22 protein-coding genes are annotated in these 22,764 nt (G+C 59.4%); 17 read left to right on the forward strand and 5 right to left on the reverse strand.

Going from position 1 to position 22,764, the window contains the following annotated elements; all coding sequences use genetic code 11:
• Positions 1-78 precede the first annotated feature (78 nt).
• The 3 genes from motA (at position 79) to QFW87_RS02550 (ending at position 2,641) form a co-directional block, all read left to right on the forward strand.
• Positions 79-930, forward strand: coding sequence for a flagellar motor stator protein MotA (motA, locus tag QFW87_RS02540; RefSeq protein WP_283189739.1), 852 nt, complete (start codon positions 79-81; stop codon positions 928-930).
• Positions 931-933: 3 nt separating this feature from the next.
• Entirely contained in the window at positions 934-1,962 is a 1,029-nt protein-coding gene (gene motB / locus QFW87_RS02545) for a flagellar motor protein MotB (protein ID WP_283189740.1), read from the forward strand.
• A gap of 409 nt (positions 1,963-2,371) precedes the next feature.
• A complete protein-coding gene (locus tag QFW87_RS02550; protein WP_283182710.1) occupies positions 2,372-2,641 on the forward strand; it encodes a hypothetical protein in 270 nt (89 codons plus the stop codon).
• 41 nt (positions 2,642-2,682) lie between these two features.
• Here the strand turns inward: QFW87_RS02550 and QFW87_RS02555 are convergent, their stop codons facing one another.
• The 4 genes from QFW87_RS02555 to rsgA all read right to left on the reverse strand — a co-directional run bounded on the left by QFW87_RS02555 (position 2,683) and on the right by rsgA (position 5,782).
• Positions 2,683-3,168, reverse strand: a complete 486-nt coding sequence (locus QFW87_RS02555) for a toll/interleukin-1 receptor domain-containing protein (RefSeq protein ID WP_283182711.1) — start codon at positions 3,166-3,168, stop codon at positions 2,683-2,685.
• A complete protein-coding gene (locus QFW87_RS02560; RefSeq protein WP_283182712.1) occupies positions 3,168-4,127 on the reverse strand; it encodes a caspase family protein in 960 nt (319 codons plus the stop codon). The genes QFW87_RS02555 and QFW87_RS02560 overlap by 1 nt, the downstream gene beginning before the upstream one ends.
• Before the next feature lie 3 nt (positions 4,128-4,130).
• Complete coding sequence (locus tag QFW87_RS02565) at positions 4,131-4,538, reverse strand: TIR domain-containing protein (RefSeq protein ID WP_283189741.1); 408 nt, start codon at positions 4,536-4,538, stop codon at positions 4,131-4,133.
• A 212-nt stretch (positions 4,539-4,750) separates the two neighbouring features.
• The gene (gene rsgA / locus QFW87_RS02570) at positions 4,751-5,782 is read right to left on the reverse strand and encodes a small ribosomal subunit biogenesis GTPase RsgA (RefSeq protein WP_283182713.1); all 1,032 of its coding nucleotides are present in this window, start codon (positions 5,780-5,782) and stop codon (positions 4,751-4,753) included.
• Between the two features lie 107 nt (positions 5,783-5,889).
• Between rsgA and orn the strand changes: the two genes are divergently transcribed.
• The 3 genes from orn to QFW87_RS02585 all read left to right on the forward strand — a co-directional run bounded on the left by orn (position 5,890) and on the right by QFW87_RS02585 (position 8,339).
• Complete coding sequence (gene orn / locus QFW87_RS02575) at positions 5,890-6,432, forward strand: oligoribonuclease (protein WP_008035288.1); 543 nt, start codon at positions 5,890-5,892, stop codon at positions 6,430-6,432.
• 92 nt (positions 6,433-6,524) lie between these two features.
• Positions 6,525-7,136 (forward strand): trimeric intracellular cation channel family protein, encoded by a 612-nt coding sequence (locus QFW87_RS02580; protein WP_008153267.1) that lies wholly within the window; start codon positions 6,525-6,527, stop codon positions 7,134-7,136.
• A 144-nt stretch (positions 7,137-7,280) separates the two neighbouring features.
• Positions 7,281-8,339 (forward strand): IS110 family transposase, encoded by a 1,059-nt coding sequence (locus tag QFW87_RS02585; protein ID WP_283184626.1) that lies wholly within the window; start codon positions 7,281-7,283, stop codon positions 8,337-8,339.
• Positions 8,340-8,682: 343 nt separating this feature from the next.
• Here QFW87_RS02585 and queG read toward each other — a convergent pair whose 3' ends face one another.
• On the reverse strand, positions 8,683-9,747 hold the full coding sequence (gene queG / locus QFW87_RS02590) for a tRNA epoxyqueuosine(34) reductase QueG (protein WP_283189742.1): 1,065 nt from the start codon (positions 9,745-9,747) through the stop codon (positions 8,683-8,685).
• A gap of 63 nt (positions 9,748-9,810) precedes the next feature.
• Here queG and QFW87_RS02595 point away from each other — a divergent pair, with 63 nt between their 5' ends.
• The 11 genes from QFW87_RS02595 (at position 9,811) to QFW87_RS02645 (ending at position 22,734) form a co-directional block, all read left to right on the forward strand.
• Positions 9,811-11,310: an NAD(P)H-hydrate dehydratase gene (locus QFW87_RS02595; protein WP_283189743.1), complete on the forward strand. Its 1,500-nt coding sequence runs from the start codon at positions 9,811-9,813 to the stop codon at positions 11,308-11,310.
• Positions 11,298-11,768: a tRNA (adenosine(37)-N6)-threonylcarbamoyltransferase complex ATPase subunit type 1 TsaE gene (gene tsaE, locus QFW87_RS02600; protein WP_283182716.1), complete on the forward strand. Its 471-nt coding sequence runs from the start codon at positions 11,298-11,300 to the stop codon at positions 11,766-11,768. Before QFW87_RS02595 ends, tsaE begins: the two co-directional genes overlap by 13 nt.
• Positions 11,769-13,196, forward strand: a complete 1,428-nt coding sequence (locus QFW87_RS02605; protein ID WP_283189744.1) for an N-acetylmuramoyl-L-alanine amidase — start codon at positions 11,769-11,771, stop codon at positions 13,194-13,196. It abuts the gene before it with no gap.
• Positions 13,197-13,204: 8 nt separating this feature from the next.
• Positions 13,205-15,103 carry a DNA mismatch repair endonuclease MutL gene (gene mutL, locus QFW87_RS02610; protein ID WP_283190871.1) on the forward strand — a complete coding sequence of 633 codons (1,899 nt, stop codon included), beginning with the start codon at positions 13,205-13,207 and terminating at the stop codon, positions 15,101-15,103.
• Entirely contained in the window at positions 15,103-16,074 is a 972-nt protein-coding gene (miaA, locus tag QFW87_RS02615; RefSeq protein WP_283190872.1) for a tRNA (adenosine(37)-N6)-dimethylallyltransferase MiaA, read from the forward strand. The genes mutL and miaA overlap by 1 nt, the downstream gene beginning before the upstream one ends.
• A 94-nt stretch (positions 16,075-16,168) precedes the next feature.
• On the forward strand, positions 16,169-16,429 hold the full coding sequence (hfq, locus tag QFW87_RS02620) for an RNA chaperone Hfq (RefSeq protein WP_007902656.1): 261 nt from the start codon (positions 16,169-16,171) through the stop codon (positions 16,427-16,429).
• Positions 16,430-16,441: 12 nt separating this feature from the next.
• Positions 16,442-17,743 carry a ribosome rescue GTPase HflX gene (hflX, locus tag QFW87_RS02625; RefSeq protein ID WP_283189745.1) on the forward strand — a complete coding sequence of 434 codons (1,302 nt, stop codon included), beginning with the start codon at positions 16,442-16,444 and terminating at the stop codon, positions 17,741-17,743.
• Between the two features lie 96 nt (positions 17,744-17,839).
• On the forward strand, positions 17,840-19,012 hold the full coding sequence (gene hflK, locus QFW87_RS02630; RefSeq protein WP_283182719.1) for an FtsH protease activity modulator HflK: 1,173 nt from the start codon (positions 17,840-17,842) through the stop codon (positions 19,010-19,012).
• A complete protein-coding gene (gene hflC, locus QFW87_RS02635; RefSeq protein WP_283182720.1) occupies positions 19,012-19,881 on the forward strand; it encodes a protease modulator HflC in 870 nt (289 codons plus the stop codon). The genes hflK and hflC overlap by 1 nt, the downstream gene beginning before the upstream one ends.
• Before the next feature lie 318 nt (positions 19,882-20,199).
• A complete protein-coding gene (locus tag QFW87_RS02640) occupies positions 20,200-21,387 on the forward strand; it encodes an ATP phosphoribosyltransferase regulatory subunit (RefSeq protein ID WP_007939588.1) in 1,188 nt (395 codons plus the stop codon).
• A gap of 54 nt (positions 21,388-21,441) precedes the next feature.
• Positions 21,442-22,734 (forward strand): adenylosuccinate synthase, encoded by a 1,293-nt coding sequence (locus QFW87_RS02645; protein WP_010464193.1) that lies wholly within the window; start codon positions 21,442-21,444, stop codon positions 22,732-22,734.
• Positions 22,735-22,764 lie beyond the last annotated feature (30 nt).

Genomic DNA, 22,764 nt, shown 5'->3' on the forward strand with positions numbered 1-22,764 from the left:
TTGCCGATAAGTAGAAGAAGAGATTTTTTAACTTCCGAATATGACCTTGAACCCGACTCAGTAAGTGCTCTCCTACCTATGGCTAAAATAATCGGCATCATCGTCGTATTCGCGAGCGTGCTCGGCGGATACGTGCTCTCCCATGGCAAAATTGCCGCCCTGATTCAGCCCTTCGAGGTGTTGATTATCGGTGGTGCGGCCCTCGGTGCATTCCTGCAGGCCAACCCCGGTTACATGACCATGCACGTGCTCAAGAAGTCCTTGGGCATGTTCAGTTCGCGCTTCAACCACACGTTCTATCTGGAAGTGCTGGGCCTGATCTACGAGATCCTCAACAAGAGCCGTCGCGAAGGCATGATGGCCATCGAAGGCGACATCGAAGATGCCTCCGCGAGCCCGATCTTCGCCAAGTACCCGGTCGTGCTCAAAGACGAGCGCATGACCGCGTTCATCTGCGATTACCTGCGGATTATGTCCTCCGGCAACATGGCTCCCCATGAGCTTGAAGGCCTGTTCGACATGGAGCTTTACAGCCTCAAGGAAGACCTGGAACACCCTGCCCACGCGGTGAACGGCATTGCCGACGCCATGCCGGGTTTCGGTATCGTCGCGGCGGTGCTCGGTATCGTGGTGACCATGGCCTCCCTGGGCGAAGGCGACCAGAAATCCATCGGTTTACACGTGGGTGCAGCCCTGGTCGGTACCTTCTTCGGTATTCTCGCGGCATACGGCTTCTTCGGCCCATTGGCCACTTCCCTGGGCCACGATGCCAAGGAAGAACTTAACGTCTACGAAGCCATCAAGGCCTCGCTGGTCGCTTCGGCCTCCGGCATGCCGCCATCGCTGGCGGTAGAGTTCGGCCGCAAGGTTCTGTACCCGGCGCACCGTCCTAGCTTTGCTGAGCTGGAACAAGCGGTTCGCGGTCGCTAAGCCATGGAAAATAACCAGCCGATAATCATCAAGCGCGTCAAGCGCATCGCCGGTGGGCATCACGGGGGCGCCTGGAAAATCGCCTTCGCGGACTTCGCAACGGCGATGATGGCGTTCTTCCTGGTGCTGTGGCTGCTGTCCACCGCAACACCTGAACAGAAGATCGCCATCGCCGGCTACTTCAAGGACCCGGTCGGCTTTTCCGAAAGCGGCACGCCGTACATCATCGACCTGGGCGGCTCGCCGACCCTGGCGCCGGAGAACACCCTCAACCCCGAGGTGAAATCTCAGCCGCAGCCGGACAAGGTGACCATCGACGCCGAGCAGGTTGAAGGCATGGCCGAGCAGGTCGAGAAGGAACGTCTCGAACTGTTGCTGCAAGAACTGCAGAACAAGGTCGAAGAGAACCCGCAACTCAAGAAATTCAAAGACCAGATCCTGTTCGAAATCACGCCGGACGGTTTGCGCATCCAGATCGTGGACGCCGAAAACCGGCCGATGTTCGACTCCGGCAGTGCCCGTCTGAAGCCGTACTTCGAAGATATCCTGCTGGCCATGGCCGACACCATCAAAGCGGTGCCGAACAAGATCAGCATCAGCGGCCACACCGATGCCAAGCCGTACACGGGCACCGGTGACTTTGGTAACTGGGAGCTCTCGGCCAACCGTGCCAACGCGGCACGTCGTGCGCTGATCGCTGGCAGCTATCCGGATGCACAGGTGGCGCGGGTCGTCGGTTATGCCTCGTCAGCACTGTTCGATCGCGAGAACCCGTTCAATCCGGTCAATCGCCGTATCGACATCGTGGTGCTGACCAAGAAAGCCCAGCGTGCCATTGAAGGTTCGCAAGGTGCCGAACCGGCTCCAGAACCAACGCCGACGCAAGGGCAGGGCGGCCCGGGCGAAGTGCCCGCCACGCCAGCCGACCCGAACGCGTTGCCGGCAGATAAAGAGCCGTTGCCGGCACATGAGCTTCGCGAGCGTTTGAATTTGTTTGATGCTCCGAAGCCAGCAGAACCACCGAAGCAGTGACCCGCAAAAAAGCCGACAGCGATGTCGGCTTTTTTGTGCCTGCAAGAATGTAATTAGATCTACCTGATCGCGGTAAAAATCAAGGAATGAGGGCATGTCCGAGAAAGGTGTAGGAAGTCTCCGAGACATATAAACCGGGTTTTTCTTCGCTTAAGGCTCGCCTATAGTTTGTCCGTCGCCGACGAATCGGTGATCGACTTTAGCCGGTCGTATCAGATGATGCACAAGCGCCCGTATAATCGCGGCGCTTTTTGCTGCCTGGCAACTACATGTCTATGGTGGCTGTGTGTGGGACACCTTCGGGTGTACCGGGTCATCTGTCCGGTCGGCTAAACCCGCGCACAGCTACCACCTAATTCGTTTAGCCGCGAAAGGGTGGGAGCTTCACCTATCAGATGAGATTCAAGCCATGCCTAAATTCCACCCCCTCCAAGGCAACTTCAGCGTCGGCCCGACGCTGTACATCGACACCGAAGCCCGCGCTTCCGATCTTCTTGAAACCGCCGTCCACCGACTCAAAGCCGCGCGTAATCTGCTCAACAGCGTCACCTGCCTGTGCGTGAAGGATGCCGAAGGTCATGATCTAGAGCATTTCGCCAATGCTGCTCACATATTGATACAGGATGGCTGCGACGCCTTGGATGCGCTGGGCTGGAGGCTGGAAAAAGCAACGCGCTGAAGATCAGAAAGCCGCGGTATTCGCGGCTTTTTTGTGAGCTGTCAGAAACCGCGTCGGATGCGGTTCTTGAGTTGGTCGTGGAACAGGTCTGCATTTCCTTTGTAGATGCCGCGAACCGACTCACTGATCGATTCCAGTCCTATCGAGCGTTTGGTTATCAACTCCTCACGATAAGCATCAATGAAAAAATTGATGTCCGTATCGCCGCTCAGTTTCGGCCATTTGTCGAGGTACAACGGTAAAGCGCTGGGGCCAACCTGGTACGAGCAGATGCGGCGATTGCTGATGGTCGCTTCTCCGATCTCGAACGGCACCCACCAGGACTGTGCGGTGTTCTCCGAAATCACGGCGAGCAAGTGCGTGCACGCGGTGATGTTGCGGGTGATGACCCCGGTGATGTCGTCAGTGGTCTGTGATTCCGGATCCAGCACGTCGAAGTACGTCTTGATGTTGGCCTGAATAAGACGGGTGTTGATGGCGATGGCGTGGGGCCGATCGCTATGGCGATAGCTGATAAACACAGGCATCAGAAATGTCCCTTGATCGCGAGTTCGCGGTAATAGGCGCCGAGGGCGGTGAGGCGGCAACCGGTGGAGTGGATGGCCGCGTAGTACATGTGCTCGGCGTCCACCGGTTCGATCAGGCTGTGGCGGTTGCACTTTTGCAGTTGGGAGAAGACTTCGCCGTGTTCTGGATCGAACGTGGCTTCGGTAGGTTCGTAGCTGGGGTCGAGGGCAAACATTGATTCGGCTTCGGCGAACCAATCAGGCAGTTTGCGCAGAATCTCTTTGGGGATCAGCGGCGAGACTTCTCGCAATGAAATGAACTGCGACACATTGGTCTTGAACACCGGGCGCTGTTCCCACGCGTCGAGAGCGTTGTCGACGAATGAATAGAGGCTGCCTGGGGTTATCTTTCCCAATATGTTTGCGGCGCCGCCGTGCAGTGCTTGCAGCAACAGCCCCGTGAAAACCCCGTGGTTGGCGCCTTCCATCGCCGGCTCTTCCTTTTTGCACGCGGTGAGGATGGTCATGCCTTCGCACACCATGCTGCTTTCGCTGCGTAGCGCCCGCACTTCGCCCGCCGAGCCCGCCTGGCAGCAGTCGAGAATAATTACTTTGTTTTTGATTTTTACCGCTTTGGTCGCCCAATTCAGGATGTCGCTGATGCGAATTCCATCCTTGGCGGATTTGTAGTCCTGGGGGATCAGCATGCCTTCGTCCGTGTCGACGTCGAAGTTGCCGTGACCGGCGAAGTACAGCAGTGCAACGCTGCAATCGCCTGAAAACAATTCCTGGATATGCCCTTCGAGCTTTTCGCGGCTCAGGTAATCTTCGGCGGAGGTCAGGACCAGGTTCTTGAAATTCGGATCGCCATTGGCGTCGGTTTTCAGCACCGAAGCCATGGCCATCGCGTCGTTGTTGCAGCCACTCAATTGCGAAACATGGCTGTAGTTATTAATGCCGATGAACAATCCCTTGCGCATGGTTCAACCCGCCGCGTGAGTGCGAATGGCACTGATGATGCTGTTGGTGTTCCACGCACACTCTGCGTGTGCTGCCCGGCGCACCACGGTAGAAATCCGTTCCGCACCAAACGGCTTCACCGCAATGATCACCTTGCCCATTCGCCTGGCGATCTCGATTTCCTTGTTGATCCACTTGCTGTAGGTCGAATACATCCCCGCCATGATCAGCACTGCCGAGCAGGGCCGGATTTTGTTTTCGATGGCTTCTTCGAGTTGTTTGTCGGTTTTCGCACCGGTGATCGGGTTATCCGGTGGCACCGAAAAATTCTTGAACGTGAAGCCGGGCTTCGCGTTGAGCAGGCGGACCAGATTGTCGTGGGCGTCTGAGTAGTTCCACGAATGGCTGATGAACAAATGATAGGTTTGCATGGGTATCCCTCGGTATCGCCAAAATGCGAAGAGGGCTCGAATGTATGCACTTGAGTGGTCGCAACAAGACCTGCACGGATAAAGAGAATTCCCCTACAAACAGGCGTGCAAGAGCCTTACAGAAGTCTCTGACGTTTAAAGGGTGAGGATATTTGTAGGATGCTACAAGCGGCGCGCCGCCCCGTCAGTGTCGAGGCAGCGGGCGCGTCTGTTTAGTAGCTGGTTTCCGGCAGGCTAGCGATGATCGAGCGGTAGCTGTTCATCCGTTGCTGCTGCACGCGGCCTTCTTCGAGAGCTTTGAGCAGAGCGCAACCCGGCTCGCGGTCGTGCTTGCAGTCGCGGAAGCGGCAGGTGCCGATCAGGTCGTTGAACTCGATGAAACCGGCCTCGACGTCGGAACGGCTGACGTGGCCCAGGCCGAATTCGCGGATACCCGGGGAGTCGATCAACTCACCGCCACCGGGGAAGTGGAACAACCGCGCGGTAGTGGTGGTGTGAGTGCCCTGGCCGGACAACTCGGACAGCGGGCCGACACGGGCTTCGACTTCAGGCAACAGGCTGTTGACCAACGACGACTTGCCGACGCCGGACTGGCCGACGAACACGCTGATGCGTCCGTCCAATTGCTTTTGAAGTTGCTCCATGCCGTTGCCGTGGTGCGCCGAGACTTCCAGCACCGGGTAACCCAGGGTGCGGTAAACCGCCAGCAAGGCGTTCAACGCGGGGGCGTTCTGCTCGTCGATCAGGTCGAACTTGTTGAGCAACAGCAGCGGCCGGATGCCGGCGTGCTCTGCAGCAACCAGATAACGGTCGATCAAGTTGGCATGGGGCTCGGGCAGTGGCGCGAAGACGATGACGATCATGTCGACGTTGGCGGCTACAGGTTTGAGCTGACCACGGCTGTCCGGACGGCAGAGTTCGGTTTTACGCGGCAGTTGCGCCACGATCACACCGATGCCCTGGTTGCCGGCACGCCAGACCACTTGATCGCCGGTCACCAGCGCTGGCAGGTTGGCGCGCAAGTGACAGCGGAACACCTGGCCGGCCAAATCGCCATCGAGGGCTTCGACTTCGACCTGCACACCGAAGTGCGCAATCACCAGGCCTGTCTGTTCCGGACCCAGATCGCCACCCTCAAGTGCCTCGACAGCCGAGGACTCGCGTTTGGCGGCGCGGGCAGCGCGTTCGCCCTGAATCTTTTCGATGCGCCAGTTTTGACGACGATTGAGTTGGCGTTTGGCCATAGGTGTTCCGTATCAAGAATGCAGCGATTAGGTAAAACGGCCGCGAGTTTAGCACGCCCGGCTGCCGCCCTAGGCTAAACTGCGCAGCATTGCCTAGGAGCCGACACATGCAAAACCCGCAGAATCTGATCTGGATCGACCTGGAAATGACCGGTCTGAACCCTGATACCGACGTCATCATCGAAATGGCCACCATCGTCACCGACAGTGACCTGAACACCTTGGCCGAAGGTCCGGTGATCGCCATCCATCACAGCGACGAAATTCTCGCCGGCATGGACGAGTGGAATACCCGTCAACACGGCGGCTCCGGGCTGACCCAGCGCGTTCGCGACAGCCGTATCAGCATGGCCGAAGCTGAAGCCGAAACTATCGCTTTCCTGGAGAAATGGGTGCCGAAGGGCAAGTCACCGATCTGCGGCAACAGCATCTGCCAGGATCGTCGCTTCCTTTATACCCACATGAAATCGCTGGAAAGCTTCTTCCACTACCGCAACCTCGACGTCTCGACGCTGAAAGAGTTGGCCGCACGCTGGGCGCCGGACGTGCGCGACAGCTTCAAAAAGGGCAGCACTCACCTGGCCCTGGACGACATCCGCGAATCGATCGCCGAGCTGCAGCATTACCGCAAGCATTTCATCAAGTTCTGATGGAATTGAGGGCTGCACGGAATGTGCAATGCCCTCTTTTGGTGCCGTCCCTAAATGGCTAGACTGCGCGCCTTCCTGCAAGGACCGCCGCCATGTTGCTGATGCTTTACCTGATCGCCATTACCGCCGAAGCCATGACCGGTGCCCTGTCTGCCGGTCGTCGCGGGATGGACTGGTTTGGCGTGGTGCTGATCGCCTGCGTCACGGCGTTAGGTGGAGGTTCGGTGCGTGATGTGCTGCTCGGCCACTACCCGCTGACGTGGGTCAAACACCCGGAATACCTGGTGCTGACCTCGGTGGCGGCGATGTTCACGGTCTTCGCTGCGCGCTGGATGCGCCACCTGCGCTCGCTGTTTCTGGTGCTCGACGCCGTGGGCCTGGTGGCGTTCACCCTCATTGGCTGCATGACCGCGCTGGAAATGGGCCACGGAATGCTCGTAGCGTCCGTCAGCGGTGTGATCACCGGGGTTTTCGGCGGCATCCTGCGCGACATCTTCTGCAACGACATCCCGCTGATCTTCCGCCGCGAACTCTACGCCAGCGTCTCGTTCGCTGCGGCGTGGTGCTACATGCTCTGCATTTACCTGCAATTGCCGGGTGAACAGGCGATTCTCATCACCTTGTTTGGCGGCTTCCTGTTGCGGTTACTGGCAATCCGTTTTCACTGGGAAATGCCGAAATTCGTTTACAACGACGAAGCCTGACTTCAGCACGGTCCCTGTAATTGGATGGACTCGCCCAAGCCGAGGCGTCAATGCGCCACGGTGGCAGTCTAAACAGCCAACGACAGCGAGGGCGAGTCCATGAAAAAGCATACTTCGATTGATCAATTCCTGTCTTCTTCCGATTTGTCGGCCTGCACAACCGTGGCGGTCGATCTGGCCAAGCAGGTCTTTCAGGTCGCCGGTGAAGACGTCCTCGGCCAGGTGCACTACGAGCAACGGATCAAGTCGCGCGAGGCGTTTTATGAGTTTCTACGCCAGTTGCCGCCTCATGTCGTGGTTCTGATGGAGACCGGCCCGGGTGCTCAAGCCTGGGCCCGGCAGCTGCAAGACCAAGGCAATCTGGCGCGGATTCTTCCAGCCGGCTTGGTGACCACACATCGCAGCGGGCCTAAAAATGATCGCAACGATGCGCTGGCGATCCTGCGGGCTGGTCGCGATGAAAAGATCTGCGCAGTGCCGGTCAAAAGCGTTGCGGCGCTGGCAATGCAGGCACTGCATCGCGCTCGTCAAGGTTACGTGCGTCGCCGCACCGCCGTGAGTAATCAGATGCGCGGCCTGCTGCTCGAGCATGGCGTGGCCTTGGCGCAGGGCGATGTTGCGATCAGCCAGAAAATTCCGCGGGTACTGGAAGATGCCACCCAGCCGGTGCCGGGTCTGCTGCGTGAACTGATCGACGAACTGTTGGCCGAGTGGCGCCATTTGGGCGAACGCATCAGCGTGCTGACGGGGCGCCTCGAAGTGGCCGCCAACGCCGACATGACGGCGAAGCGACTGATGACTGTGCGCGGCATCGGCCCAGTCACTGCCACGGCACTGGTGGCCAAGGAAACCAAGCCTGAGCGATTTCCCAATGCCCGCAAGTTTGCCGCGTACTTTGGCATGGTGCCTGACCAGCACAGCAGCGGGCAGACGGTCCGGCTGGGGGACATGACCAAGCGAGGCGATGTTTATTTACGCAGCCTGATGATCCAGGGAGCCCATGCGGTACTGCAACAACTACGACCTGATTCCCAGCAACCCGATGACCGCCGCTTGTTGCGCTGGATGAGCCGACTGGGCCGTAAGGAGGCTGCGGTCAGGTTAGCCAACCGCAACCTGCGAATCGTCTGGGTGCTTCTACAGAATGACCAGACTTATCGTCGCCAGGCTGGTGATGGCCGGCAAGCGACGATGAGCCACTGAGCGACAGAGTTCTGCCACCGAGGTACTAACTGTCCGGCCCTTTGCTGAAAAAAAATTGACCCCAGGTAAGACCGGCGTGGATTGATGCCTTAGCTGCTACTGGCCTTCGAGGCCTGACTGTAATCGGCATACCACGAGCTCTTCCAATTTTGGCCAGAAGCCGAAGACGGCTTCCTCGAATAGGCCTAATACATAGATGCAACGGGGCGGCGGTTTTTCAAAAGCGGGTAGACAGTGGGGGCGAGTCCATACATAGCAGCTGCCGAAGGCTGCGTTCGAGTCCGCAAGACTCCCTTTGCAGGATGACAACTGCTCCGCAGCCGGACGCAGCCTTCGGCAGTTGCTACAGGAGTCCGTGTTGTTTCAGGGCCCACTCGACGTGTTCTCGGACCAATTCAGATGGATAGTCGCGCCGCGCCTTCAGCGCTTCCAGCACCGGAATGCTTGACGGCGCGTTCCCCAGGCCTACCGCCAGGTTTCGCAGCCAACGCTCGTAACCTGCTCGGCGTAACGGCGAACCTTCGGTGCTGCTGAGGAACTTGTCCTCGTCCCACATGAACAGCTCGGCCAGTTCGGCGTTGTCCAGGTTGTGCCGTGGCTTGAAGTCGCTTTCGCCGGACGGACGGGCGAAGCGGTTCCACGGGCAGACGATCTGGCAGTCATCGCAACCGAACACCCGATTGCCGATCAATGGCCGCAAATCCTCCGGGATCGCGCTTTTCAGTTCGATGGTCAGGTAGGAAATGCAGCGTCGGGCGTCGAGTACATAAGGGCCGACGAAGGCGTTGGTCGGGCAGATGTCGAGGCATGCGGTGCAACGGCCGCAATGTTCGGTGCTGTGTGGCGGGTCAACCGGCAGCGGCAAGTCGACAAACAGTTCGCTGAGAAAGAAATAACTGCCCGCCTTGCGATTCAGGACCAAGGTATTTTTGCCGATCCATCCAAGACCGGCCTGTTCCGCGATGGCTTTTTCCAGCACCGGCGCGCTGTCGACGAAGGCGCGGAAACCAAACGGGCCGATTTCGGCCTGAATTTTATCGGCCAGTTGTTGCACGCGTTTACGGATCAATTTGTGGTAATCGCGGCCCAAGGCATAACGCGAGACGTAGGCTTTTTCCGGTTGTGCCAGACGTTTGGCCATTTCGGTGTCGCCCGGCAGGTAGTCCATGCGTAGGGAAACCACCCGAAGTGTGCCGGGCACCAGGTCTTCCGGATGTGAGCGTTTGCTACCGTGGGCGCCCATGTAGTCCATTTCGCCGTGGTAGCCGGCCGCGAGCCAGCGCTCCAGGTGCTGCTCATGCTCGGCCAGGTCGAGGCCGCTGATGCCGACTTGCTGAAAGCCCAGCTCGCGGCCCCAATCCTTGATGGATTGGGCGAGGGCGGGCAGGTCTGTGGTAATTGCGGGCATGAGGCGAGAGAAACCGGAGCTGAGATGCGTATAATTCTGCCAGACATCGGAGCCCGAAGACGCATGCTGCACACTAAAGATGATTTACCCGACGCGCTGTATAGCGCCGCGCAAGTGCGAGCCCTCGATGCGAGCCTGATCGCGGCCGGTACACCGGGCTTCGAATTGATGCAGCGCGCGGCGCGGGCGACCTGGCGTGCGCTGGTCCGTCATTGGCCAACGGCGAACGAATTGAGTGTCGTGGCCGGCCACGGCAATAACGCCGGCGACGGTTATCTGGTGGCCGTGCTGGCCAGACGTGCCGGCTGGCATGTGCGGGTGTTGGCGGCCGGTGATCCCAAGCGTTTGCAGGGTGATGCGGCATTGGCCCATGCCGAGGCGGTGTCCGAAGGTGTCGCGGTTCAAGCCTGGAGCGCACAGTCCGAGTTGCGGGGTATCGTGCTGGATGCCTTGCTCGGCACCGGTCTGACGGGAGAGGTGAGAGAACCCTACGCGGGCGTCATCTCAGCGATCAATGGCAGCGGGCTGCCGGTTGCGGCAGTGGATATCCCTTCGGGGTTGTGTGCTGATACAGGCCGAATACTCGGCGCTGCGGTGCGGGCTGACCTGACCGTGACGTTCATCGGCCTGAAACTGGGTCTGTTCACCGGCGATGCTGCAGACGTGGTCGGCGAGTTGGTGTTCAACGATCTGCAAGCCTCCCCCGAGTCGTTTAACGGAGTCGCCATCAGTGCACGTCGCCTGACGGCCAGTTCCTTGCCGCGTCTGGCGAGCCGGGCTCCAACCTCCCATAAAGGCAAATTCGGCCATGTATTGCTGATCGGCGGTGATCGCGGCTTTGGCGGCGCCATCCTGCTGAGCGCGCAAAGTGCGCTGCGTAGTGGTGCGGGAATGGTGTCGGTGGCGACGCGCAGTGAGCATGTTCCGGCCGCGCTGGCGAGAATCCCCGAAGCCATGGTGTTGGGCACTTCGTCGGCCAATCAACTGATGGAACTGCTGCAAAAGGTTTCCGTGCTGGTTGTCGGCCCAGGCTTAGGTCAGGCTTCCTGGGGGCGCAGCCTTTTGTCGGCGGCTGCCAACGCGCCGCTGCCGCAAGTCTGGGACGCCGACGCATTGAATCTGCTGGCCACAGAGCACCTGAGCTTGCCCAAGGATTGTGTGATCACTCCGCATCCGGGCGAAGCGGCGCGCTTGTTGGGGATGAGCACTGCCGAAGTTCAGGCTGACCGCCCCGCTGCGGCTCACGCATTGAGCAAAAAATATACAGCTGTCGTGGTGCTGAAAGGCACCGGCAGCCTGATCGCCAGCCCCGATGGGCGCCTGGCGTTGTGTCATCAGGGCCATCCGGCCATGGCCACCGCCGGTTTGGGTGATGTGCTGGCCGGTCTGGTCGGCGCGTTGCTGGCGCAAGGCATGGAGGCGTTCGACGCCGCCTGCCTGGCCGTCTGGCTGCACGCCAATGCTGGCGCGCAAGAAGGTAAATCGGGCCGTGGGCTGGCGGCCAGTGATCTGATCCCGGCCATTCGTCAGTTGTTGGAGGAGCAAGCACCGTGTCTGAAGTAACCCTGTACCTGGCTGATGAAGAGGCGATGACCGCATTTGGCGTACGCATTGCACAAACCACTGAAGGGCACGGTCTGATTTTTCTCGAGGGAGATCTGGGCGCGGGGAAAACCACGCTGTCCCGGGGCATCATCAGGGGGCTGGGGCATGAAGGGTCGGTAAAAAGCCCTACGTTTACCTTGGTCGAACCCTACGAGATTGGCGACATCCGGGCCTTTCATTTCGATCTCTATCGCTTGGTCGACCCTGAAGAGCTGGAGTACCTCGGTATCCGCGACTACTTCGAAGACGACGCGTTGTGCCTGATCGAGTGGCCCGAAAAGGGTGCAGGCTTTTTGCCAAAGCCCGACCTGACCATTACCATTAGCCCGCAAGACAGCGGGCGTTCGCTGAAAATTTTGTCCCAGGGCTCGCGTGGCGAGTTGTGGTGTGCCGCTTTGGCATTGGAAACCAATTAAATGATGGGGTTAGGTATGCGCTTTCGCGCGATGGTAGCTGCCGTAGGATTGTTGTTTTTGGCGGTGACCGTCGACGCTGTGGCCGAGACAAAGGTCAACAGCGTTCGCCTGTGGCGGGCTCCAGACAACACACGACTGGTGTTCGACCTGACCGGTCCTGTCCAGCACAGTGTCTTTACCCTGACCGCCCCGGATCGGCTGGTCATCGACATCAATGGCGCGTCACTGGGGGCGCCGCTGAACGTCAACAGCTCGAACACTCCGATCACCGCCATGCGCTCGGCTCAACGTACGCCGACCGACCTGCGGGTAGTCATCGACCTGAAAAAAGCCGTGACGCCGAAAAGTTTTACCCTGGCGCCAAACGCCCAGTACGGCAATCGCCTGGTGGTCGACTTGTTCGATAACGCCGCCGATGCCGCGCCAATTCCGGTGCCGACCAACGTCGCGACGGTCGCCCCGGTGCCGGTCACTCCGGTGGAGCCTGCGGTGAAGCTGCCGCCAGCCCCAGCCGGCAAGCGCGACATCATTGTGGTCATCGATGCCGGTCACGGCGGCGAAGACCCGGGTGCCTCGGGCTCTCGCGGCCAGCGTGAAAAAGACGTGGTACTGGCCATCGCCCGCGAACTGCAGCGTCAGGTCAATGGCATGAAAGGCTTCCGCGCCGAACTGACCCGCACCGGCGACTATTTCATCCCACTGCGCGGCCGTACCGAAATCGCCCGCAAGAAGGGCGCCGACCTGTTCGTTTCGATTCACGCCGACGCCGCGCCTTCGGCCGCAGCCTTCGGTGCCTCGGTGTTTGCCCTGTCTGATCGCGGCGCGACCTCGGAAACGGCTCGTTGGCTGGCCGACAGCGAAAACCGTTCCGACTTGATCGGTGGTGCTGGCAACGTCAGCCTCGACGACAAGGACCGCATGCTGGCCGGCGTGTTGCTCGACCTGTCGATGACCGCGTCGCTGACCTCCAGCCTGAACGTCGGCCAGAAGGTGCTGAGCAACATCGGCCGCGTCACGCCACTGCACAAACAGCGCGTAGAGCAGGCCGGGTTCATGGTGCTGAAGTCGCCGGACATTCCATCGATCCTGGTGGAAACCGGCTTCATCTCCAACGCTAACGAAGCTTCCAAGCTTGCCGCAGCGAACCACCAGCAGGCGCTGGCGCGCTCGATCAGCAGCGGCGTCCGCCAGTTCTTCCAGCAGAATCCGCCACCGGGCACCTACATCGCCTGGCTGCGTGATTCCGGTGGGATCGCACAAGGTCCTCGTGACCATCGGGTGAACCCCGGCGAGACGCTGGCGATGATTGCCGTGCGATATCAGGTGTCTCCGGCCACGCTGCGCAGCGCCAACAAGCTGTCGAGTGATGAGCTCAAAATCGGTCAGCACTTGACCATCCCCGGCACTGAACTGGCGGCCAAAGAATGAACCAGGTGCTGACCAACACAGCTCGCATCGAGCTGCTCAGCCCGCGATTGGCGAACCAGATTGCCGCCGGTGAGGTGGTTGAGCGCCCGGCTTCGGTGATCAAGGAGCTGCTGGAAAACAGCCTCGACTCCGGCGCCAAGCGCATTGATGTCGATGTGGAACAGGGCGGCGTCAAGTTGCTGCGGGTTCGCGACGATGGCAGCGGCATTTCGGCCGATGACCTGCCGCTGGCTCTGGCGCGTCACGCCACCAGCAAAATCCGCAATCTGGAGGACCTCGAGCAGGTCATGAGCCTCGGGTTTCGCGGTGAAGCACTTGCCTCGATCAGCTCGGTGGCGCGTCTGACCCTGACATCCCGTACCCGTGATGCCGATCAGGCCTGGCAGGTCGAGACCGAAGGCCGGGACATGGCGCCTCGCGTGCAACCAGCGGCCCATCCGGTGGGCACATCGGTGGAAGTGCGCGACCTGTTCTTCAACACCCCGGCACGACGCAAGTTTCTCAAGACCGAAAAAACCGAATTCGATCACCTGCAAGAAGTGATCAAGCGTCTGGCGTTGGCGCGTTTCGACGTGGCGTTCCATCTGCGCCACAACGGCAAGACCATCCTCAGCCTGCACGAAGCCCATGACGACGCGGCCCGTGCCCGGCGTGTGGCGGCAATTTGCGGTTCGGGTTTCCTCGAGCAGGCGCTGCCGATCGAGATCGAGCGCAATGGCCTGCATTTGTGGGGTTGGGTCGGTTTGCCGACGTTCAACCGCAGTCAGGCGGACTTGCAGTATTTCTTTGTGAACGGCCGTGCCGTCCGCGACAAACTAGTGGCCCACGCGGTGCGTCAGGCCTATCGCGACGTGCTGTTCAACGGTCGGCACCCGACATTCGTGCTGTTTTTCGAAGTCGATCCGGCAGGCGTTGACGTCAACGTGCACCCGACCAAGCACGAAGTGCGCTTCCGTGACGGGCGCATGGTTCACGATTTCCTCTATGGCACCCTGCACCGCGCCTTGGGCGATGTGCGGCCGGAAGACCATCTGGCCGCTCCTGTCGCGACGGCCATCGTTCGACCTACCGGCATTGATGCTGGCGAGTTCGGTCCACAGGGCGAAATGCGTCTGGCGGCCAATGCCTTGCTGGAACAGCCTCAGGCTCAGCGGTCGTTCAATACGCCGGCAGGCTCGGGCGCTGGTGCTGGTTATCAGTATCAGTACTCGCCGCGCCCTCAATCGGGTGTGCCTGCGGCTGAAGCTCAGGCTGCCTACCGTGAGTTTTTTGCGCCGCTGCCAGAAGCTAACGCGGTCGCGCTGCCGGCCGGACAGGACGACATTCCGCCGCTGGGTTATGCACTGGCGCAGCTCAAAGGCATCTACATTCTTTCGGAAAACGCCCAGGGCCTGGTGCTGGTGGACATGCATGCCGCTCACGAGCGGATCATGTACGAACGCCTGAAAATCGCCATGGCCAGCGAAGGCCTGAGCGGTCAGCCGCTGCTGGTGCCGGAGCCTCTGGCGGTTAGTCAGCGTGAAGCCGATTGCGCCGAAGAACACGTCGCGTGGTTTCAGCGCCTGGGCTTTGAATTGCAGCGTCTGGGCCCGGAATCCCTGGCCATTCGGCAGATACCGGCCTTGCTCAAGCAAGCTGAAGCCAATCGATTGGTCAGTGACGTTCTGGCGGACCTGATGGAATACGGCACCAGCGACCGGATTCAGGCGCACCTGAACGAATTGCTCGGGACCATGGCCTGCCATGGCGCGATTCGTGCGAATCGGCGTCTGGCCCTGCCGGAAATGAACGGTCTGCTGCGGGATATGGAAAACACCGAACGCAGCGGTCAATGCAACCATGGCCGACCGACCTGGACCCAACTGGGTCTGGACGATCTGGACAAACTGTTCTTGCGCGGTCGTTGATGAAACAGCTCCCTCCTGCGATTTTCCTGATGGGGCCGACCGCCGCCGGCAAGACCGACCTGGCCATCGAACTCACCAAAGTCTTGCCTTGTGAGTTGATCAGCGTCGATTCGGCGCTGGTCTACCGTGGCATGGACATCGGCACCGCCAAGCCTTCAAAAGAACTTCTCGCTGAATTTCCACACCGTTTGATCGATATTCTTGATCCGGCAGAGAGCTATTCGGCCGCCGATTTCCGTCGTGATGCCCTCGAAGCCATGGCCGAGATCACCGCGCGGGGCAAAATTCCGCTGCTGGTGGGCGGCACAATGCTCTATTACAAGGCTTTGGTTGAAGGTCTGGCAGACATGCCGGCGGCTGACCCGGCCATTCGCGCACAGATTGAAGAAGAGGCTGCACGCCTTGGCTGGCAAGCCTTGCACGAACAATTGGCAGTCATTGATCCGGAATCTGCGGCGCGTATTCACCCGAGCGATCCACAACGACTCAGTCGAGCGCTGGAAGTTTATCGCGTCAGTGGTCAGAGCATGACTGCGCTAAGGTTGCGACAATCTGCGCAAAGTACTGAAGCAGCCGCTTCGGGACTGCAACAATTGCCCTATACTGTCGCGAACTTGGCCATTGCTCCGGCAAATCGCCAGGTATTGCACGAGCGAATTAAACAAAGATTCACGAATATGTTGGAACAGGGATTCATTGACGAGGTCGTAGCCCTGCGTAAGCGAAGTGACCTGCATGCCGGGTTGCCGTCTATACGTGCAGTAGGCTATCGACAAGTCTGGGACTACCTGGATGGCAAGCTGACGCAAGCCGAGATGCAGGAGCGTGGAATCATTGCCACGCGCCAATTGGCGAAGCGCCAGTTCACCTGGCTGCGCAGTTGGGCTGATTTACACTGGTTGGACAGCCTGGATTGCGACAATCTGCCGCGCGCCTTGAAATACCTGGGGACCATCTCCATATTGAGCTGAGTCTTTGCAATTGCCGTCTATCCTTGGGGGTCTGACGGCCACAAGCCATCTGTTTACCTATTTTTTATATTGAATCCTTAAAGGAGTGCGGCACATGTCAAAAGGGCATTCGCTACAAGACCCTTACTTGAATACTTTACGTAAAGAGAAAGTGGGGGTTTCCATCTACCTGGTCAACGGGATCAAACTGCAAGGTACGATCGAATCTTTCGACCAGTTCGTTATCCTGCTGAAAAACACCGTCAGCCAGATGGTTTACAAACACGCTATCTCTACAGTGGTGCCGGTTCGTCCAATTCGTCTGCCTAGCGCAACCGAATCCGAAGCAGGTGACGCTGAGCCAGGTAACGCCTGATAGGAGTCTCCTTTGTTCTTTGAGCGCCACGGTGGTGGTGAGCGAGTAATCCTCGTTCACTTGGATGGACAGGACCCTGAGGCGCGCGAAGATCCGCAGGAGTTTCAGGAACTGGCTAATTCGGCGGGCGCCGAGACCGTTGCGTTTTTTAACGTGCCGCGTCATCGGCCAACCGCCAAATTCCTCATTGGCAGTGGCAAGGTCGAGGAACTACGCGACCTGGTCAAGGCCGAAGAGGCCGATCTGGTGATTTTCAATCACATCCTCACGCCCAGTCAGGAACGTAACCTCGAACGTGTTTTCGAGTGTCGCGTGATCGACCGCACCGGTCTGATTCTCGATATTTTCGCCCAACGCGCCCGTACCCATGAAGGCAAGCTCCAGGTAGAACTGGCCCAGCTTGACCACATGAGCACTCGGCTGGTTCGTGGCTGGACTCACCTTGAACGCCAAGGTGGCGGTATCGGCATGCGTGGCCCGGGTGAAACCCAATTGGAAACCGACCGCCGTTTGCTGCGGGTTCGCCTGCGACAGATCAAGGGCCGACTGGAAAAAGTGCGCAGTCAGCGCGAACAGTCGCGACGCGGTCGTTCGCGTGCGGATATTCCTACCGTGTCCCTGGTGGGGTATACCAACGCCGGCAAATCCACGCTCTTCAATAACGTGACGAAATCCGACGTGTACGCGGCTGACCAGTTGTTTGCCACGCTGGACCCGACCTTGCGCCGTCTGGAACTCGACGATCTGGGGCCGATTGTCCTGGCCGACACGGTGGGTTTCATACGCCACTTGCCCCACAAACTGGTCGAGGCGTTTCGGTCTACGCTCGAAGAGTCGAGCAACTCGGACCTGCTGTTGCACGTGATCGATGCGGCCGAACCGGATCGCATGTTGCAGATAGAGCAGGTGATGGTGGTGCTGGGCGAGATTGGTGCCCAGGACTTGCCGATACTCGAGGTCTATAACAAACTCGATTTGCTTGAAGGCGTTGAGCCACAAATCCAGCGCGACGAAAACGGCAAGCCCCAACGGGTCTGGCTGTCGGCGCGTGATGGCAGTGGTCTGGAATTGCTTGAGCAAGCCATTGCCGAGTTGCTGGGCGGTGATTTGTTTGTTGGCACCTTGCGCTTGCCGCAACGTTTTGCTCGACTGCGTGCGCAGTTTTTCGAACTCGGTGCGGTGCAGAAAGAAGAACACGACGAGGAAGGCATCTGCCTGCTGGCCGTTCGTTTGCCACGGATCGAGTTGAATCGACTGGTGAGCCGCGAAGGATTGCAGCCGATGGATTTCATCGAGCAACACACTTTGCAATAAAAGCCTGAGAAAGCGGTTGTGCCGCGGTGACAGGCATTCTGTAGCATTGGTCGGCGCGCCGTGGGTGCGTCTTTGCTTTATCAGATGGAGAGCGCTATGGCTTGGAATGAGCCGGGTGGCAACTCGAATAATCAGGATCCTTGGGGTGGCAAACGCCGCAATAACGGCGACCGCAAGGGACCACCGGATCTCGACGAGGCCTTTCGAAAGCTGCAGGAAAGCCTGAACGGGTTGTTCGGTGGTGGTAAAAAACGCGGTGATGACGGTGGCGGTTCGGGCAGGAGTGGCGGCTTCGGCGGTCTGCTCGGCATCGGCCTGGTCGTGTTGGCGGCCGTGTGGCTGTACAGCGCGGTCTATGTCGTCGACGAGCAGGAGCAAGCCGTGGTGCTGCGCTTCGGCAAGTACTACGAAACCGTCGGTCCGGGCCTGAACATCTATTTCCCGCCGCTTGATCGCAAGTACCTGGAAAACGTCACGCGTGAGCGTGCCTATACCAAGCAGGGTCAAATGCTGACTGAAGACGAGAACATCGTCGAAGTGCCGCTGACCGTGCAGTACAAGATCAGCAATCTGCAGGACTTCGTGCTGAGCGTCGATCAGCCGGAAATCAGCCTGCAGCATGCGACCGAAAGTGCCTTGCGCCATGTGGTGGGTTCCACCGCGATGGATCAGGTGCTGACCGAAGGTCGTGAATTGATGGCCAGCGAAATCAAGGAGCGTCTGCAACGCTTCATGGATACCTATCGCACCGGTATCACCGTCACTCAGGTCAACGTGCAGAGCGCAGCGGCACCGCGTGAAGTGCAGGAAGCCTTCGATGACGTGATCCGCGCCCGTGAAGACGAGCAGCGTTCGCGCAACCAGGCTGAAACCTACGCCAACGGCGTCGTGCCGGAAGCCCGTGGTCAGGCCCAGCGCATCATCGAAGATGCCAATGGTTACCGTGACGAAACCGTCTCGCGCGCCAAAGGTGAGGCCGATCGCTTCACCAAGCTGGTCGCCGAGTACCGCAAGGCACCCGAAGTCACCCGCGAGCGTCTGTACCTGGACACCATGCAGGAAGTTTTCAGCAATACCAGCAAGGTTCTCGTGACCGGCAACAAGAATGGCCAGAGCAATCTGTTGTACTTGCCGCTGGACAAGATGGTCGAAGGTAGTCGCAATACCAGCACTCCGGTGACCGGCGCGGCAGCCACCAGCAATGAAGCGAGTGCGCGTGCGGCAGCCGATCTGCAGCAACAGCCAGCACGTACCAGGGAGAGTCGCTGATGAGCAATAAATCGCTGATCACCCTTATTGTCGTCGTCGTCGTGGCGATCGCAGCCTGGAACTGCTTCTACATCGTGGCTCAGACCGAGCGTGCGGTGCTGCTGCAGTTCGGTCGTGTGGTGCAGACTGATGTTCAGCCGGGCCTGCATGTGAAAGTGCCTTACGTTAACCAGGTGCGCAAATTCGACGCACGCCTGATGACGCTGGATGCACCGACGCAACGCTTCCTGACGCTGGAAAAGAAAGCCGTCATGGTCGATGCCTACGCCAAGTGGCGCGTGAAAGATGCCGAGCGCTTCTACACCGCGACGTCCGGCCTCAAGCAGATTGCTGACGAGCGTCTTTCACGTCGTCTGGAATCGGGCCTGCGTGACCAGTTCGGTAAGCGCACGCTGCACGAAGTGGTTTCCGGTGAGCGCGATGCGCTGATGACCGATATCACGGCTTCGCTGAACAAGATGGCGGAAAAAGAGCTGGGCATTGAAGTTGTCGATGTTCGGGTCAAGGCCATCGATCTGCCGAAAGAAGTGAACCGCAGCGTGTTCGAGCGCATGAGTTCCGAGCGTGAGCGTGAGGCTCGCGAGCACCGCGCCAAGGGTAACGAACTGTCAGAAGGCATTCGTGCCGACGCTGATCGTCAACGCCGCGTGTTGTTGGCTGAAGCCTATCGTGAATCTGAAGAGGTTCGCGGTGATGGTGACGCCCAGGCCGCTGCGATCTACTCCAAGGCCTACGGCCAGGATCAGGAGTTCTACGGTTTCTACCGTAGCCTGCGTGCCTACCGTGAAAGCTTCGCGAACAAATCCGACGTCATGGTCCTGGACCCAAGCAGCGACTTCTTCCGTTACCTGGAAAAAGCCAAGCCTTGATACGGCGTTGAACTGAATCATCCCCCGCCTGACGGCTAACACCTCGGGCGGGGTGATCCTTTGGGAAAACGTGTGTATGATGCGGCAGCCGGGAAATTCCCGGCTTTTTTGCGTCTGCACGTTTGATTGCTGTTTTTTATGCAGGCGTCCGAGTTGAATGACTCGACAGATTTTTCGAGGAAAGTGGTTGGCGAAGCCGATTTCAGGCTTTTCGCCCCGTTGTTCATGCGCGTGGTTTGTGCGCATGAGCCGATCATTTTCTGCTTCACTCAAGGCTCGCCCAAAGGCTTGCCGCCCGGATCATAGGGGAATGGCGTAATGGCAACGGTAGACCGCTGGCTGCTGCCAGATGGCATCGAAGAAGTACTGCCACCAGAAGCGGCGCGCATTGAAGTCGCGCGTCGTCAGGTGTTGGATCTGTTCCAGAGCTGGGGTTACGAGTTTGTCGTGACTCCCCATATCGAGTACCTGGAATCCCTGCTGACCGGCGCGGGCCAGGACCTCGATCTGCGTACCTTCAAGGTCATCGACCCGCAATCGGGTCGGCAAATGGGTTTCCGTGCCGACATCACGCCGCAAGTGGCGCGCATCGATGCGCACACCTTGCGTCGCGAAGGCCCGAGCCGTCTGTGCTATGCCGGGAGCGTGCTGCACGCTCAGCCGCGCGCCTTGTCGTCCTCGCGCAGCCCGATCCAGCTGGGTGCCGAGTTGTACGGCGATGCCAGCCCGAGCAGCGACGTGGAAGTCATCAGCCTGATGTTGGCTATGCTGCAACTGGCCGATGTGCCGGATGTGCACATGGACCTCGGTCATGTGGGTATCTACCGCGGCCTGGCTCGCGCCGCCGGTTTGTCCGGTGAAGTTGAACAGCAGTTGTTCGATGCGTTGCAACGTAAAGCTATCGACGAGGTCATTACCTTGACCGAAGGCCTGCCTGCCGATCTGTCGGGCATGTTGCGGGCGCTGGTTGACCTGTGTGGCGGCCGTGAAGTATTGAGCGCTGCCCGCGAGCGTCTGGCGAATGCGCCGGCGCCGGTTCTGGCAGCTCTGGACGATTTGCTGGCGATTGCCGAGCGTCTTTCCACGCGCTTCCCTGAGTTGCCGTTGTATTTCGACCTGGGCGAGTTGCGCGGCTACCACTACCACACCGGTGTGGTATTCGCGGTGTTCGTACCGGGTGTTGGCCAGTCCATTGCTCAGGGCGGTCGTTACGACGACATCGGTGCCGACTTCGGTCGCGCCCGTCCGGCAACCGGCTTCTCTACCGATTTGAAAACCCTGGTGACCCTGGGGCGTGCTGAGATCGAGTTACCGTCTGGCGGTATCTGGATGCCTGACAGTACGGATGCGGCACTCTGGCAGCAGGTTTGCCAGTTGCGCAGTGAGGGTCAGCGTGTCGTTCAGGCGTTGCCTGGGCAACCTTTGGCCGCCGCCCGTGAAGCGGACTGCGACCGGCAATTGATTCAGCAGAACGGGCTTTGGCAAGTATCGCCACTGGCTTCTTGAGTTTTCCTGCCGGCCGCGGCCGGCACCAAGTTTGCGCGAATGAGGACAAGTGTTATGGGTAAGAATGTCGTAGTCCTGGGCACCCAATGGGGTGATGAGGGCAAAGGCAAGATCGTTGATCTGCTGACCGAACATGCTGCCGCCGTAGTGCGCTACCAGGGTGGCCACAACGCGGGTCACACCCTGGTGATCGATGGCGAAAAAACCGTCTTGCACCTGATCCCGTCGGGCGTGTTGCGCGAAGGCGTGCAGTGCCTGATCGGCAACGGTGTGGTGGTTGCACCCGACGCTCTGCTGCGGGAAATCATCAAGCTGGAAGAGAAAGGCGTACCGGTGCGCGAGCGCCTGCGTATCAGCCCGTCCTGCCCGCTGATCCTGTCCTATCACGTAGCGCTGGACCAGGCGCGTGAAAAGGCCCGTGGCGAGTTGAAGATCGGTACTACCGGTCGCGGCATCGGCCCGGCGTACGAAGACAAGGTTGCACGTCGTGGCCTGCGCATCGGTGACCTGTTCCACCGCGAGCGTTTCGCCGCCAAGCTGGGCGAGTTGCTGGATTACCACAACTTCGTTCTGGTCAATTACTACAAAGAGCCTGCGATCGACTTCCAGAAAACACTCGACGAGTGCATGGAATACGCCGAGCTGCTGAAGCCGATGATGCTCGACGTCACCGCTGAGCTGCACGAGCTGCGTCGCGCTGGCAAAGACATCATGTTCGAAGGCGCCCAAGGCTCCCTGCTGGACATCGACCACGGTACCTACCCGTACGTCACCAGCTCCAACACCACTGCGGGCGGCATCGCTACCGGTTCGGGTTTTGGTCCGATGTACCTGGATTACATCCTCGGCATCACCAAGGCCTACACCACTCGCGTCGGTTCGGGTCCGTTCCCGACTGAGCTGTTCGATGATGTGGGTGCTTTCCTGGCCAAGCGTGGCCACGAGTTCGGCGCTACCACTGGCCGTGCCCGTCGTTGCGGCTGGTTCGATGCCGTCATCCTGCGTCGCGCTATCGACGTCAACAGCATCTCGGGCCTGTGCCTGACCAAGCTGGACGTGCTGGACGGTCTGGAAACCATCAACATCTGCGTTGGCTACAAGAACCAGGATGGTGCAGTGATCGACGCACCGACTGACGCCGACAGCTACATCGGCCTGGAGCCGGTGTACGAAGAGATGCCGGGCTGGACCGAGTCCACCGTCGGTGCCAAGACCCTGGAAGAGCTGCCACAGGCTGCACGCAACTACATCAAACGCGTCGAAGAGCTGGTCGGTGCGCCGATTGACATTATTTCGACGGGCCCGGACCGCAACGAAACCATCGTTCTGCGTCACCCGTTCGCTTAATAAGTCGTTGATGTAAAACACGAAGGCCCC

The sequence above is a fragment of the Pseudomonas sp. PMCC200344 genome, assembly GCF_030053095.1.
Lineage (GTDB): Bacteria > Pseudomonadota > Gammaproteobacteria > Pseudomonadales > Pseudomonadaceae > Aquipseudomonas > Aquipseudomonas svalbardensis.